Origin of the sequence: Actinopolymorpha pittospori, from assembly GCF_014873875.1 — a bacterium.
Taxonomy (GTDB): Bacteria; Actinomycetota; Actinomycetes; order Propionibacteriales; family Actinopolymorphaceae; genus Actinopolymorpha; species Actinopolymorpha pittospori.
The window spans coordinates 3,249,387-3,262,059 of record NZ_JADBEM010000001.1 but is presented as its reverse complement, the minus strand read 5'-3'; the positions used below and the strand labels follow the sequence as shown (position 1 = coordinate 3,262,059).

Annotated in this window: 13 protein-coding genes and 1 tRNA gene; 10 read left to right on the top strand and 4 right to left on the bottom strand. The window is 69.6% G+C overall.

From position 1 onward, the window contains the following. The first annotated feature begins 164 nt into the window (after window positions 1–164). The 10 genes from HEB94_RS15540 to HEB94_RS15495 are packed head-to-tail and all read left to right on the top strand — an operon-like array spanning window position 165 to window position 6,895. Entirely contained in the window at window positions 165–623 is a 459-nt protein-coding gene (locus HEB94_RS15540) for a hypothetical protein (protein WP_192750553.1), read from the top strand. Beyond that, window positions 623–1,510 (top strand): hypothetical protein, encoded by an 888-nt coding sequence (locus tag HEB94_RS15535; RefSeq protein ID WP_192750552.1) that lies wholly within the window; start codon window positions 623–625, stop codon window positions 1,508–1,510. The genes HEB94_RS15540 and HEB94_RS15535 overlap by 1 nt, the downstream gene beginning before the upstream one ends. After that, entirely contained in the window at window positions 1,503–2,381 is an 879-nt protein-coding gene (locus HEB94_RS15530) for an FtsK/SpoIIIE domain-containing protein (RefSeq protein ID WP_192750551.1), read from the top strand. The genes HEB94_RS15535 and HEB94_RS15530 overlap by 8 nt, the downstream gene beginning before the upstream one ends. Next, window positions 2,378–2,848 (top strand): RRQRL motif-containing zinc-binding protein, encoded by a 471-nt coding sequence (locus tag HEB94_RS15525; RefSeq protein WP_202896363.1) that lies wholly within the window; start codon window positions 2,378–2,380, stop codon window positions 2,846–2,848. Before HEB94_RS15530 ends, HEB94_RS15525 begins: the two co-directional genes overlap by 4 nt. Continuing rightward, window positions 2,845–3,183 (top strand): hypothetical protein, encoded by a 339-nt coding sequence (locus HEB94_RS15520; RefSeq protein ID WP_192750550.1) that lies wholly within the window; start codon window positions 2,845–2,847, stop codon window positions 3,181–3,183. Before HEB94_RS15525 ends, HEB94_RS15520 begins: the two co-directional genes overlap by 4 nt. Continuing rightward, entirely contained in the window at window positions 3,180–3,470 is a 291-nt protein-coding gene (locus HEB94_RS15515; protein ID WP_192750549.1) for a hypothetical protein, read from the top strand. The genes HEB94_RS15520 and HEB94_RS15515 overlap by 4 nt, the downstream gene beginning before the upstream one ends. Continuing rightward, entirely contained in the window at window positions 3,467–3,688 is a 222-nt protein-coding gene (locus HEB94_RS15510) for a hypothetical protein (protein WP_192750548.1), read from the top strand. Before HEB94_RS15515 ends, HEB94_RS15510 begins: the two co-directional genes overlap by 4 nt. Further along, entirely contained in the window at window positions 3,685–5,328 is a 1,644-nt protein-coding gene (locus HEB94_RS15505; protein ID WP_202896362.1) for a replication initiator, read from the top strand. The genes HEB94_RS15510 and HEB94_RS15505 overlap by 4 nt, the downstream gene beginning before the upstream one ends. A gap of 39 nt (window positions 5,329–5,367) precedes the next feature. Continuing rightward, window positions 5,368–5,580 (top strand): helix-turn-helix domain-containing protein, encoded by a 213-nt coding sequence (locus HEB94_RS15500; protein ID WP_192750547.1) that lies wholly within the window; start codon window positions 5,368–5,370, stop codon window positions 5,578–5,580. A 10-nt stretch (window positions 5,581–5,590) separates the two neighbouring features. Next, the gene (locus tag HEB94_RS15495; protein ID WP_192750546.1) at window positions 5,591–6,895 is read left to right on the top strand and encodes a site-specific integrase; all 1,305 of its coding nucleotides are present in this window, start codon (window positions 5,591–5,593) and stop codon (window positions 6,893–6,895) included. A gap of 96 nt (window positions 6,896–6,991) precedes the next feature. On the opposite strand, the gene HEB94_RS15490 is transcribed toward HEB94_RS15495, so the two are convergent. The 4 genes from HEB94_RS15490 to tmk all read right to left on the bottom strand — a co-directional run bounded on the left by HEB94_RS15490 (window position 6,992) and on the right by tmk (window position 12,603). After that, window positions 6,992–7,068, bottom strand: a tRNA-Thr gene (locus tag HEB94_RS15490). A 53-nt stretch (window positions 7,069–7,121) separates the two neighbouring features. Beyond that, window positions 7,122–8,735, bottom strand: a complete 1,614-nt coding sequence (locus HEB94_RS15485) for an alpha/beta hydrolase (RefSeq protein WP_337917706.1) — start codon at window positions 8,733–8,735, stop codon at window positions 7,122–7,124. 119 nt (window positions 8,736–8,854) lie between these two features. Beyond that, window positions 8,855–10,096 (bottom strand): DNA polymerase III subunit delta', encoded by a 1,242-nt coding sequence (locus HEB94_RS15480; RefSeq protein WP_192750544.1) that lies wholly within the window; start codon window positions 10,094–10,096, stop codon window positions 8,855–8,857. Beyond that, the gene (gene tmk, locus HEB94_RS15475; RefSeq protein WP_337917704.1) at window positions 10,093–12,603 is read right to left on the bottom strand and encodes a dTMP kinase; all 2,511 of its coding nucleotides are present in this window, start codon (window positions 12,601–12,603) and stop codon (window positions 10,093–10,095) included. The genes HEB94_RS15480 and tmk overlap by 4 nt, the downstream gene beginning before the upstream one ends. Window positions 12,604–12,673 lie beyond the last annotated feature (70 nt).

Below are 12,673 nucleotides of genomic sequence, written 5' to 3'. Positions count from 1 at the left end.
GTGCTGAGCAGGGATGCGCCGCTGACGGCGCGAGATCACAGAAACAGAAACGGCCCCACGAATGGGGCCGCTCCCAGAAGACAGGCGGAGAGCCGGAACTTGGTCGCCAAAACCTCCCGGCTCCCTGCCATCTCCCACAACAACCCTCATGAGGAGGGCTCTTCATGTCCGATGCTACCCACAACCACGACTCACAGGAGCCAATCGAGCAGAACCCGGCCGGCGAAGGCGCTGGTCAGCAGTCAGAAAGCCCGCTGGGCGCCCCGTTCACTGGGGCGAGTGTGTGGATGCGGGACGCGATGGTGCACGGCTACCGACTGATGGCCGTCTATGAGCACCTACGCCGAGCGGTCGACTGGATGGCCGCCGAGGTCGAGGACCAACACCACCAGCTGGAGTGTCACCCCGACACCTGGGTCGACGAGCGGATCCTCGCCGCGACCATCGATCTGACCGCCGCGATCACCGCGGAACGTGATGAGGCCGCCGAGGTCGTGTGCACGATCTTCGGGGAGAAGGCCTTCAAGACCGGGAAGGTCCACAAGACCTTCTACGAGGTCAGCCAGACCCTGCTCGACAACACCCGCGACACTCGCAACCCCCGTTCGGGGGGTGAGGCCTGATGCCTGGGCGTAGTAACCGGGTCCGCGCGGTGGAGAACGTGAAGCCGCGCATCCATCAACGCTTTCTCGCCCAGCTGCTGCTCGCCTGCTGGCGGTGGCTCCCCGAAACGTTCGCCGCCCTGGTGGTGGTCGTCGCCTACGTCCAGCTCGAGCAGATGGACCTGCCGCCGTGGGCGGCCGGCTCCGTACTCGTCGCACCCGTCACCCTGCTCCTCGTCATCCCGCCGACGGGGCGAGTTCTGGTGGCCTGGTTCTGGGTCGATGTGACCCGACACCGGCTGCGCACCTTCATGTCGGAGAACGGGCTCCGCAACCGCTCCGGCCGCCTCCCCTGGCTGGCCCTGATCTACCCGACAGCTGTCGGTGAACGCGCCTGGATGGTGCTCGTGGGAGGGATCTCCTGCACCGACGTCGAAGAACGACTCAAATCCCTCGGCTCCACCTGTTACGCCCGCGACGGCCAGGTCGTCGCTCACCGCAAGTGGAGCCACCTCATCCGCATCGACATCACCCGCCGCGACCCACTCGACTCCACCAAACCCGTCCGGTCACGGCTCCTCCCCAAAAACACCCCACCCGAACTCCTCCCACCCAGCACCGACACCCCTGCGAACGGGGCCGGCGCATCGCAGTGGGCCATCGGGATCGGACTGCCCCTCAACCACACCAACAACAACCACGACACCCACAACAACGAACCCAGCGAACGGGTCAACGGCCAGGAGAACCCCAACGGCCTGGTGGACGGCATGAAGGCCATCGAGCCGCCAACACCCCAGAACAAGAACCAGAAGGAGTCCCCGAAGAAGAAGCCGAGTAAGGAGGCACCCACTACCGCTGCGGCGGTGTTGTCGGCCTCCGGTGAGGACGTCTCCGATTATGTCTAGCCGCCAACTCGGCGGACTGGTGCTCCCCGGCCTGCGGGCCGGGGACACCCCCGCCACCACCATCCCCGCTACTTCCGTCTCGGGGCTGTCGGCCTACCACAAGGTGCACTTCGGCATCGACGAGTACGGCCGGCCCCTCCAGGTCGAACTCGCCAGCAGGAGCCTGCTCGCCGGCGGGCTGTCCCGCTCCGGCAAGTCCGGGTTCATCTCCAACGGTGTCGGTCACATGTCCCAGTGCACCGATGCCCGCATCATCCTCATCGACGGGAAGATCGTCGAACTGATCCTGTGGAAAGAGACCGCCGACTTCTTCGTCGGACCCGACCCCGTCCTGGCCAACCACGTGCTGTTCACCCTCCAGGAGGAGATGAACCGCCGCTACGAATGGCTCACCCACCGCCGACGCCGCAAGGTCGTCAAGGGCGACGGCATGGACCTGATCACCGTCTGGATCGACGAACTGTCGGTGTTCACCACCGTCTACGGCACCCGCGACACCCAAGAACGCTTCCTCTCCCTGCTCATGGATTTGGTGCAGCGAGGCCCCGCGGCCGGGATCGTCGTCGTCGCCGCAACCCAGCGCCCCTCCGCAGAGATCGTCCCGACCCGGGTGCGGGACGTGTTCTCCTACCGGGTCGCCTTCAGATGCTCCACCCAAGCCTCCTCCGACATCATCCTCGGCACCGGCTGGGCCGACCTCGGCTACGACGCCTCCAAAATCCCCACCAACCGCCCCGGCGTCGGCTACTGCCTCGCCGAAGAAGGCCGCCCCTTCCGCTTCCGCTCCGTCTACTTGGAAGACGACGAGATCGACACCCTCGTCGCCCGCTCCCTCTCCATCCGCGGGCCACAGCTGGCGGGTGCGGCATGAGCACCTACCACGGCCCCCGCAACCAGCCGCCCCGCCGACGAGCTCGCCGACGTCCACGTCCTGGTCCTCGCCGCCGGCGCCTGGTGGCCGAGTTCGACGACCCGACCGGCGCCCGGCACGGCGGCATGCCCACCTACCCCTGGCACATGGCCCCGGACGGGCTCGCCACGAAACGGCAGCTCCTAGCCCTCGAGCTGCGACCAGGCGGGCAACCCATCGCCGCCCAGATCATGTGGATGCGCCATGGCCAACCCGCCGTCGCCTACCTGTACCGCATCGACGCGGCGAAGCCGAAGCGGATCCCCACCCTGGCGCAGCTGCATGCCATCGAGAAGGCCCTCGCAGCCCGCCGGACCTGCCCCCTGTGCGAGGTCGACGCCGGCTACACCATCCCCACCTCACTCGGCTGCTGCCTCGACTGCTCCGCCCCCACCCACCAACCCATCGAGAAAGGACTAGCGGCATGACCGCCACCACCATCGATCACCCGACCGCGGTACACGCGACCACGGTGGAAGGTCTGCACCGAGCCGCGCTACTCCTCCGAGAGCACGGTCACGAGATCCCTCCCCAGGCGCTCTACATCGTCGTCACCGGCTATGACCGTCGCGTCGACGTCCAGGTCACCAAGATGGCCGGTGCCCGCGAACAGCGCTGGGCCCTGGTCGACCGGCTCGCGCAGATCTGCGGCAACCCGACACCGGAGGAGCACATCTTCCAAGGCTCCCTCTTCTACGCGAGCGATTCGCGGGGCTGGCACATCTACACCGTTGACGACATCGCCGAGGACGGCGCGGCATGAGCGACACCACTCCTGCCGTCGTTCCTGACGCCTCGTATGCGGAGCGGTTCAAGGCCCGCCTCATCGAACACGGCTACCAACACAACATCGCCGCCCGCAACGCATACACCGTCGGCGTCCTCGCCTTCCTCCTCGAAGAAGCCATCCAGGCCGCCTGCCTGGACGACATGCGCGCACAGATCCTGCGCGGCCTGGCCATCGTCGACGCCTTCGACCAGCTCTGCGACACCGACACCGACACCACCCTCCACAACCCCGACCAGTTGAAGGGAGATGAGCCCCTGTGAGCGTCCGCTCCTACACCGTGTGGGGCGCCACCTGCGACTCCTGCGACGCCGACTTCGAAACCACCCACAACGACCTCCCCTGCGACCGGGAAGACCTCACCGACTTCGGCTGGGCCATCGACGGCGACAACGCCCTCTGCCCCTCCTGCGCGGCCCGGGAAGGCACCCGACCCGAAGACCGCAAGATCACACCCATCACCAGCAGGCGGCCTGCGTGACCCCCTCGACGTCGACCATCACCCCCGACACCACCACGGTGCCGGGGGCGGTGGCCGCCGCCGAAACACCCGCAGGTCAGACCCACTTCGCCATCCCCTCCGCGATCCAACGCGCGGGTCGAGACGACTACGGCCGCTGGCTGGGCCACGTGCACTCCGCGGCCGGCTGCTCCCAACCCGTCCGCCTGGCGGGCAGGTTCCGCATGGCCACCGTCGACACCACTTCTGGTGAGATCACCCGGGAAAGTCCGGAGGTCTCGACCGCGGACATGCCGGACGGGGTGCTCTACAAGGCTTGCGGGAACCGGCGGGCGGCGGTGTGTCCGTCGTGTGCGGAGGTCTACCGGGCTGATGCCTACCAGCTCGTCCTCGCCGGTCTACGCGGCGGCAAAGGCATCCCAGAGTCGGTGTCCGGGCATCCGGCGGTGTTCGCCACCACGACCGCCCCCGGCTTCGGCATCGTCCACACCACCCGCACCACGAAGAAGGGGCAGCCCACGCCGTGCCGGGCCAGACGCACCCCGGACCTGTGCCCACACGGCGTCGACGTGCGGTGCATGCGCCGCCACAGCGACGGCGACGAGCAGCTCGGCCAGCCCCTATGCGCCGAGTGTTACGACTACGAGCACCACGCGGTGTGGAACGCGTTCGCCGGCGAACTGTGGCGACGCACCACCATCAGGGCCAACCGGATGCTGCACAAGTGGGCCCGCCACCGCGGCTACACGGAACGGATCGTCGACCCGGAGACGGGCAAGGCCAGGTGGAAGACCCCGGTCCGGATCAGCTTCGGGAAGGTCGCGGAGTTCCAGCGCCGCGGCCTGGTCCACTTCCACATCCTCGCCCGCTTCGACGGCATCGACTTCGACAACCCCGAGACGGTGGTGGCGCCGCCGGCGTGGGCGAACAGCTTCCTGCTCTCCTCCCTGCTGCAGTACGCCGTGGCACGCACCACCTACACCACCCCCGCCCTGGTCGTCGCCGACCACCGCCGCCGGCTCCTCGTCGACGAGCCAGACGGATGGCTACTCGCCTGGGGTGAGCAGGTCGACGTACGCCCGGTCCGGATGCGCGGGGACGACAAGCTCACCGACGAACGCGTCGCCGCCGAACTCGACCACCACGGCCGCGCCCGCATGCTCTCCGGCAACGCCGTCGCCGGCTACCTCGCCAAGTACGCCACGAAGGCCACCGAAGCCACCGGCCACACCTCACGAAAGATCACACCGTCGACGGTGGACTTCTACGCCAACGACACCCACCCCGGACGGCTCATCGCCGCCTGCTGGCGGCTGTCCCAACGAGGTCTGCAGACCACCAGCGAATGGGAGGACGGCAAGTACTACCGGCTGCGGCGGTGGGCGCACATGCTCGGCTACGGCGGCCACTTCTTCACCAAATCCCGCCGCTACTCCGCCACCTTCCGCCAACTCCGCCAAGCCCGCATCGACTGGCGGAGAGCACACCACGAATCCGGCGATCACCTCGAGGAAAACGAGGTCCTGGCGGTCGTGGGCGAACTCGTCTACACCGGCACCGGCTGGCACACCACCGGTGACGCTCTCCTCGCCAACACCGCCGCTGCCATGGCACGGGAGCGACGACAGGCCGGCCGCCTGGAGATCGCAACCAACGGTTGACACGAAGGTGCCAAGCACGATCAGAAAGGGATAAGCCTTATGGAAGACAAGGACCGCCGGGTGACGGTGCCGGTCACGTTCCTTCTCACGGCTGAGGAGACCGCGCAAGCTCTGCGGATCTCGCGGACGTCTGTCTATGAGTTGATCCGGACTGGCCAGCTGGCGAGCGTGCGTATCGGCCGTCGACGTCGGATCCCGGTCGCGGCGATCGAGCGGTACGTGGCAGGGCTGACCGACTCCACCGCGGCCTGAGGAGGACGGAATGGGACGGGCTCCGAACCTGCACTCCTCCGTCTACTTCGGGAGCGACGGCTGGTGGCACGGCCGGGTCTGGGTCGGCTACCGCGACAACGGGCTACCCGATCGGCGTCATGTTCGGTCGCGCACCGAGGCCGAAGTACGCAAGAAGGTCCGCCGGCTCGAACGAGACCGCGACCGCGGGACGATCAGCAAAGCCGGTCGCGCACCGACTGTCCGGGAGTGGATGACGGTCTATCTCGACGACATCGCGGCCCGGGAGCTGGCTCCCAAGACCTATTACGACTACTGGTCGAAGACGCGGACCTGGATCCTCCCCCACCTGGGCGGCGTCCGGCTCGACCGTCTGCAGCCCGAGCAGCTCGATCGGCTCTACACACGGATGATCGACGCGGGAAAGGCTCCCAGCCATGCGCTGAAGGTGCACCGGATCCTGTCGCGGGCCCTGGAGGTCGCGCTCCGGCGCGGCAAGGTCAGCCGCAACGTGGCGCGGCTCGTCGACGCCCCGTCCGCTCGGCCGCCGGCGATGAAGGCGTTCACCGAGGACGAAGCGCGCCGGATCCTGCGTGCCTCGCTGGGGCGTCGCAACGCGGCTCGGTGGTCGGTCGGGCTGGCTCTCGGGCTCCGCCAGGGCGAAGTGCTCGGTCTGCGCTGGTCGTACCTGGATCTGGAGCGGAGAACGGTCAAGGTCTTCTGGCAGCTCCAGCGCACCGCCTGGCGCCACGGATGCGACGACCCGCACGTCTGTGGTGCACGGCTCCACAAGACCCGGCCCTGCCCGCCCGACTGCACCGAGCATGCGAAGGCGAAGCGCGGGTGCCCGCCGCCATGCCCGAAGGGGTGCGTCCGGCATGCCTCGAGTTGCCCGCAGCGCCGCAACGGTGGCCTGGTGTTCCGGGAGCCGAAGGGCAAGAGCCGGCGGATGGTTCCGCTACCGCCCGAGCTCGTCCCTGTCCTGCAGGCCCACCGAGCGTGGCAGGAGCGGGAGCAGGTCACCGCGGCGAACCTGTGGGAGGACCACGACCTGGTGTTCGCCCAGGCCAATGGCCGGCCGATCGACCACCGGGACGACTGGGAGGAGTGGAAGACGCTGCTGAAGATCGCTGGGGTCGGTGATGCGAGGGTCCACGATGGCCGGCACACCGCGGGCACGCTGCTCCTGGAGCAGGGCGTCGACATTCGGGTGGTCCAGGAGATCCTCGGGCACTCCGATTTGAGGGTCACCCAGGGCTACACCCACGTCGGATCGGTGCTCGCTCAGGACGCCGCAGCACGGATTGGCCGGGCTCTGTTCGGAGGTGGCGAGTGAGCCCAATTGAGACCACAACTGAGACCACGGGGGCATGCCCCCGCGAACAGCAAACCGGCGCCGACCACGTTTCCGCAGGTCAGAGCCGGATTCGAGTGGAGCCGCCTGTGGGAATCGAACCCACGACCTACGCATTACGAGTGCGTCGCTCTGGCCGACTGAGCTAAGGCGGCAAGTGTCTCGAAGACACGAGCGATGAGCATACCGGGCACCGGTGCGGGCCCGCTCACCCCGCCTCACATCTGGTCCCGTCGCGGGGTGGTTTCCCGTTGATCAGGAAGTTCTCGACGGCCCGGTCGGTGCACTTGTTGCCCTGCATGTAGCCGGTATGTCCGTCTCCTTCACGGGTCAGGAGGACGCCGGAGTCGAGCTGCTTGGCCAGGCGGACCGCCCAGTCGTAGGGCGTCGCCGGGTCGCGGGTGGTGCCGACGACCAGGATCGGCTTGGCTCCTGCCGCGTGGATGGCCGCCGGCTTGTCGACCGCCTTGTACGGCCACTCGGCGCAGGTCAGCGAGCCCCAGAGGATGTAGGCGCCGAACCGCGGCGATGCCTTCACGAAGGCGGGCTGCTCCTCCTCGGCCTGCTTCACCGAGCGGAGGTCGGGCCGGTCCAGGCAGTTGACGGCGACGATCGCCTCACCGGAGTTGTTGCGGTAGGTGCCGTTGGAGTCGCGCTCGACGTACTCGTCGGCCATGGCGAGCAACCGGCTCCCGTCGCCGGCCAGACCGGACCGGAGGGCGCCCCGCAGCCGCGGCCAGTACTCCTTGACGTACAGCGGCATGATCACGCCGGTGACGGCGAGGGACTGGGTGAGCTCGCGGGACTGGCCGGTGGGCAGCGGGGCCCGGTCGACCTGGGCCAGGAAGGCGTCGAGCTTCTGGTAGGCCTCCGGCAGCGAGCGGCCGAGCGGGCAGTCGGTGCGTTGGACGCAGTCGGTGAGGAACGCCCGGAGCGCCACCTCGAAGCCCTTGGCCTGCTCAAGCCCGAGGTCGCGGGCACTCAGGGTCGGGTCGAGCGCGCCGTCGAGCACCAGGCGCCCAGCCCGCTGGGGGAACAGCTCGGCGTACTTCGCCCCGAGGTAGGTGCCGTAGGACTTGCCGAGATACGTCAGCTGCTTGTCGCCGAGGGCGCCGCGCAGGACATCCATGTCGCGGGCCGCGTCGTCGGTGGAGACGTGGCCGAGGATGGCGCCGCTGCGGGTCCTGCAGCCGGCGGCGAACTCCCGCGCTTCGTTGAGCAGCGTCTGCCGCTCCTTCGCGTCGTCGGGCGAACCGTCGGCCGCGAGGTAGCTGTCCATCTGCTTGTCGGTGAGGCAGTCGACCGGGTTGCTCCGGGCGACGCCGCGCGGGTCGAAGCCCACGATGTCGTAGCGGTTGAGGACCGGGGGGCTCACCACCCAGGGCGCGCTCGCGGCGTAGTCGACGCCGGAGCCGCCCGGACCACCCGGGTTGACGACGAGCGACCCCAGCCGCCGGTCGCGGTCCTTGGTGGGAAGCCGGAGGACGGCGAGCTCGATGGTCTGCCCGCCCGGGTGGCGGTAGTCGAGCGGGACCTCGAGGGTCGCGCACTGGAACGAGACGCCACTCGCGCACGACTCCCAGCGCAGCTTCTGGTCGTAGAAGCGCCGCAGGCCCGCGGGGACGTCGGAGGGCGCGGGTGCCGGATCTGACCCGGACTGGGCGGACTCGCCGCCCTTCGCGCCGGGAGACTGCGCGTCCGAGCCGGTGAGCGGCCGCTCGACCACGTCCACCGCCTTCGGCGTGAGGGCACAGCCGGACAGGACGGCGATCGCCACCACGACCAGCGCCGCCACGACCCGTTTCGTGCTCGTTTGTCGCACGCGTCTCCACCCTTCGGCGTCGTTCCCCACGCCACCTTACGAGATACGGCTGAGGGGGCCGTCGGCCTTCCACAGGGCTGTGGACGTGGAGGGAGGCCGTTGCGGGTCCGTCGCGAAGATCAGTGCGGCTGGTTCCAGAGCGAGATCGTCATGGACTCGGCGGCGAGGAGCGGCGCGACGTTGGCCGCGATCGCCTCACGGCAGGCGAGGATCGCGTCGATGTTGCGGAGGATCTCCTCCGGCCGGCTGCTCGCCGCCCGGCGTTGGACGTCCTCCCGCAACTCTTCGTTGACAAGCTCGGCGCGGGTGCCCAACGCGACCGCCAGAACGTCGCGATAGTAGGCGATCAGGTCGAGCAGAGCCCGGTCGAGCGCATCGCGTTGGAGGCGCTTGGCCCGTACCTTCTGTTGGTCCTCCAGGTCCTTCTGCGCCGTCTGGAGCTGCCGGGGCCGCCCACCGCGACCGCCGCTCCCGGACACCCCGAACGCGCGTTCCAGCTCCGCCTTCTCTGCCGCGTCGAGTTCGGTGGTGGTGGCCTTGGCCTCCTCCGCGGCGAGTTCGACGAGGCTCGCGGCCGCGGCGAGGCAGCTGGCCAGGTCACGAAGGCGACTGGGAACGGCCAGCACCTGCTGACGCCGCACCCGCACTTCCTCCTGGGTGGCGAGCGCCCGAGCGCGTCCGATATGCCCCTGTGACGCCCGTGCGGCGAAGGTTGCGACGGCCGGGTCGACGGCGTACCTGCGCTGGAGTACCTCCGCGACGGCAGCCGTCGGTGGCGTACGCAGAACCAGCAGCCGGCACCGAGACCGGATGGTGGGTACGGCGTCCTCGACGGTCGGCGCGCAGAGCAGCCAGACGGTCCGCTCGGCCGGCTCCTCCAGGCTCTTCAGGAGCGCGTCGGCGGCCTGCTCGGTGAGCCGGTCGGCGTCCTCGACGACGAGGATCTGCCAGCGCCGGCCGACCGGCGACATGGCCGACTTGCGTACCAGTTCGCGGATCTCGTCGACGCGGAGCGAGAGCTGTTCGGTCCGGACCAGGGTGACGTCGGGATGGGTGCCGGCCAGAGCGGAACGGCAGGCCGTGCACTCGCCGCACCCGCCCCGCTCGCACTGCAGGGCGGCCGCGAACGCACGGGCGGCGTTGGACCGGCCCGACCCGGGTGGTCCGGTCAGGAGCCAGGCGTGCGTCATGCCGGACCCGGCCGCTGCGGACTTGTCGCCACCGAGTCGGACCGCGGCCGCGGCGGCCGCGGTGCGGAGTACGGCGACCGTGGGTTCCTGACCCACGAGGTCCGCCCAGACGCCGGCGTCGGCCGGGGTGACCGAGCCGGTCGTGGCGTGGACGGATGTGGACTCGGTCATGCCTGCGCCTCCTCGCTGGACCGACGCTCGCGCGCGCGGTGGTGGTCGAGCAGCCCGTGGTGCGTGGAGTCGCTCTGGCCGGCCCCGCCGACGGTGGCGTTGTGATCGAGAGCGTCCTGGCCGGCGCCGTCCTGATCGGGAGCGTCCTGGCCGGGAGCGTCCTGGTCGGGAGCGTCCTGGTCGGGAGCGTCCTGGTCGGTGCCGTTCCTGCCGTCACCGGGCCGGCCCTCGTCCGGAGCGTCGGCAGGTGGCGTTCGCCCCGTCGTCGGCCCGGCATCGGGTTCGGGTCCGGCCTCCGAGGGCGCCGCGGCGCCTGGCTCCCCCGGATCGCCCGACGCCGCCCCGCTCGCCGGCGTCCTATGATCGGCCGCCTTCTTGCCGGACACCGTCGTGCCGGAGACCGTCGTGCCGGCTGCCTTCTTGCCGGCCGCCTGCTCCTCGGCCGCCTGCTCCTCGGCCGCCTCCCGCGCGCGTGCCTCGAGCTCGGTGAGGAACGGCTCGACCCGCTCCCGGATCAGCCGGGCGAGCTCGTCGACGGGTTGGGTGGCGTCGAGGATGGCGTAGCGCTCCGGGTCTAGTTCGGCGAGGTCGAGGAACTGTTGGCGAACGCGCTGGTGGAAGTCGAGCGGCTCGCGTTCGAGCCGGTCACGCTTGGCACCCACCCGACCAAGGCCCACCTCCGGCGGCAGGTCGAGCAGCAGCGTGAGATGCGGGCGCAGGCCGCCGGTCGCCCACCGGGACAGCCGCACCATGTCCTGCTGGCGCAGGTCACGTCCGCCACCCTGGTAGGCGAGGGTGGAGTCGACGTACCGGTCGGTGACCACGATGCCGCCCTCGGCGAGGGTCGGGCCGATCATCGACTCGACGTGCTCGGCCTTGTCCGCGGCGTAGAGCAGGGCCTCGGTCCGCGGGGAGATGTGGTGGTCGTCCCCGCCGTGCAGCAGGATCCGTCGCAGCTCCTGGCCCACCGCGGTCGCACCTGGCTCGTGGGTCACGGTCACCGCGTGCCCGCGCTCCTCCAGCCAGCGGGCCAGCCGGGTCGCCTGCGTGGACTTTCCGGCGCCCTCGCCGCCTTCGAGCGCGATGAAGAGGCCGGTGCGGGAGTAGACGCCGCGTTCGTGGCCGGTGAAGACGCCACGGACGTCGCGCATGAGGGAGACGCCGTGCCGGTCGTCCATCTGCCGGTACGACACGATGCCGAAGATCGTCGCCGCGAGTCCGGCGATCAGGAAGGTGATCGCGGCACCGTTGTAGGTCAGGGTGACCCTGCCGGGCAGCGAGATCGTGTGCGCACCGATCGATCCGGCCACGGCGGGCGCGGCCGCAAGGACGGCGGCCAGCGCGACCTTGGTGAGGGACTGGACGAACGCGAAGGTCCGGCCTCGGATGGAGTCCTCGACCTCCAGGCCGAGCAGGGTGTATCCGGTGATCCAGGCGACCCCGGCGAACGCGCCGAGTAGCACGGTGCAGAACGCCACCAGGACGAGGTTCTGGAACAACGAGACCGCGATCAGCGAGGCGCCGGCAGCGGTCAGGGTGAGCCCGAACATCCGGCGGCGGGACATGCCGGCGAGGAAGCGTGGGCCGACGCCCATGCCCAGCGCCAGACCGGTGAAGAGGGCTCCGAACACGACGCCGTAGCCCGCCGCACCGCCGCCGAGGTCGGTGACGTAGGTACGGCCCAGACCGATGACCACACCGCCGGCGGCGAACGCTCCGACCACGCCGATGACGAGGCCGCGGACCAGGCGGTTGCTGGCGACGAACTTCCATCCCTCACCGATCGAACGGAGGACGTTGGGCTCCTGGGCCGCGACATCCGTCGTGGGTCGGCCGGACACCTCCCGCAACCGGGCCACCACGATGGCGCCGACGAGGAAGGTCACCGCGTTGAAGTAGAGCGCCAGGTCCACCGAACTGCTGAACAGGTGCAGCGTCCTCGTCAAGGACGTGTTGACCACGGCCAGCAGGGTGAACAGCAGCGCCGCCGGCAGCGCCGAGCCGTACGTCGTGACCATCGAGACCTGGTTGGCGACGGCCAGCCGGTCACGCGGGACGAGGTTGGGTACGGCGGCGTCCTTGGCGGGCAGCCAGATGAGGGAGATCGCCTCGATCAGGACCGTCGCGACGTACAGCCACCACAGCGAGCCGACCACGGGGATCGACGCGAACAGGAGGAAGCGCAGGACGTCGCCGACGACGAGGGTCCACCGCCGGTCGAGCCGGTCGGCGATGTAGCCGCCGAGCGGGCCGACCACGACGGCCGGCAGGAGGCGCAGGAGGAGCACGCCCGCGATCGCGAAGTTTTCGGTTCGGTAGTCGCCGGAGGCGAGCTGGCCCGCCATCGCCGTCAGGGCGAGCAATCCCAACCAGTCACCGAGGCTGGACAGGCCAAGGGCGATCCACAGGGTGCGGAACGGCTTGATCCGGAGGACGCCCCGGACGTCGAAGGAGGGGTCCGTCAGGCCGGCTCCGCCCGCGTTGGTGGATCGCTCGCGCTCAGACACTCGGTCAGCCTAACCAGAAGGCACCCCAGTTCCCCGTTTCCACCAACGTACGCCGCACGGGACGTTCGCC

What these genes read in the sequence shown, in the direction of transcription:
- HEB94_RS15540 (WP_192750553.1), top strand. Translation starts at nt 165, where the DNA reads ATGTCCGATGCTACCCACAACCACGACTCACAGGAGCCAATCGAGCAG.
- HEB94_RS15535 (WP_192750552.1), top strand. Translation starts at nt 623, where the DNA reads ATGCCTGGGCGTAGTAACCGGGTCCGCGCGGTGGAGAACGTGAAGCCG.
- HEB94_RS15530 (WP_192750551.1), top strand. Translation starts at nt 1,503, where the DNA reads ATGTCTAGCCGCCAACTCGGCGGACTGGTGCTCCCCGGCCTGCGGGCC.
- HEB94_RS15525 (WP_202896363.1), top strand. Translation starts at nt 2,378, where the DNA reads ATGAGCACCTACCACGGCCCCCGCAACCAGCCGCCCCGCCGACGAGCT.
- HEB94_RS15520 (WP_192750550.1), top strand. Translation starts at nt 2,845, where the DNA reads ATGACCGCCACCACCATCGATCACCCGACCGCGGTACACGCGACCACG.
- HEB94_RS15515 (WP_192750549.1), top strand. Translation starts at nt 3,180, where the DNA reads ATGAGCGACACCACTCCTGCCGTCGTTCCTGACGCCTCGTATGCGGAG.
- HEB94_RS15500 (WP_192750547.1), top strand. Translation starts at nt 5,368, where the DNA reads ATGGAAGACAAGGACCGCCGGGTGACGGTGCCGGTCACGTTCCTTCTC.
- HEB94_RS15495 (WP_192750546.1), top strand. Translation starts at nt 5,591, where the DNA reads ATGGGACGGGCTCCGAACCTGCACTCCTCCGTCTACTTCGGGAGCGAC.
- HEB94_RS15480 (WP_192750544.1), bottom strand. Translation starts at nt 10,096, where the DNA reads ATGACCGAGTCCACATCCGTCCACGCCACGACCGGCTCGGTCACCCCG.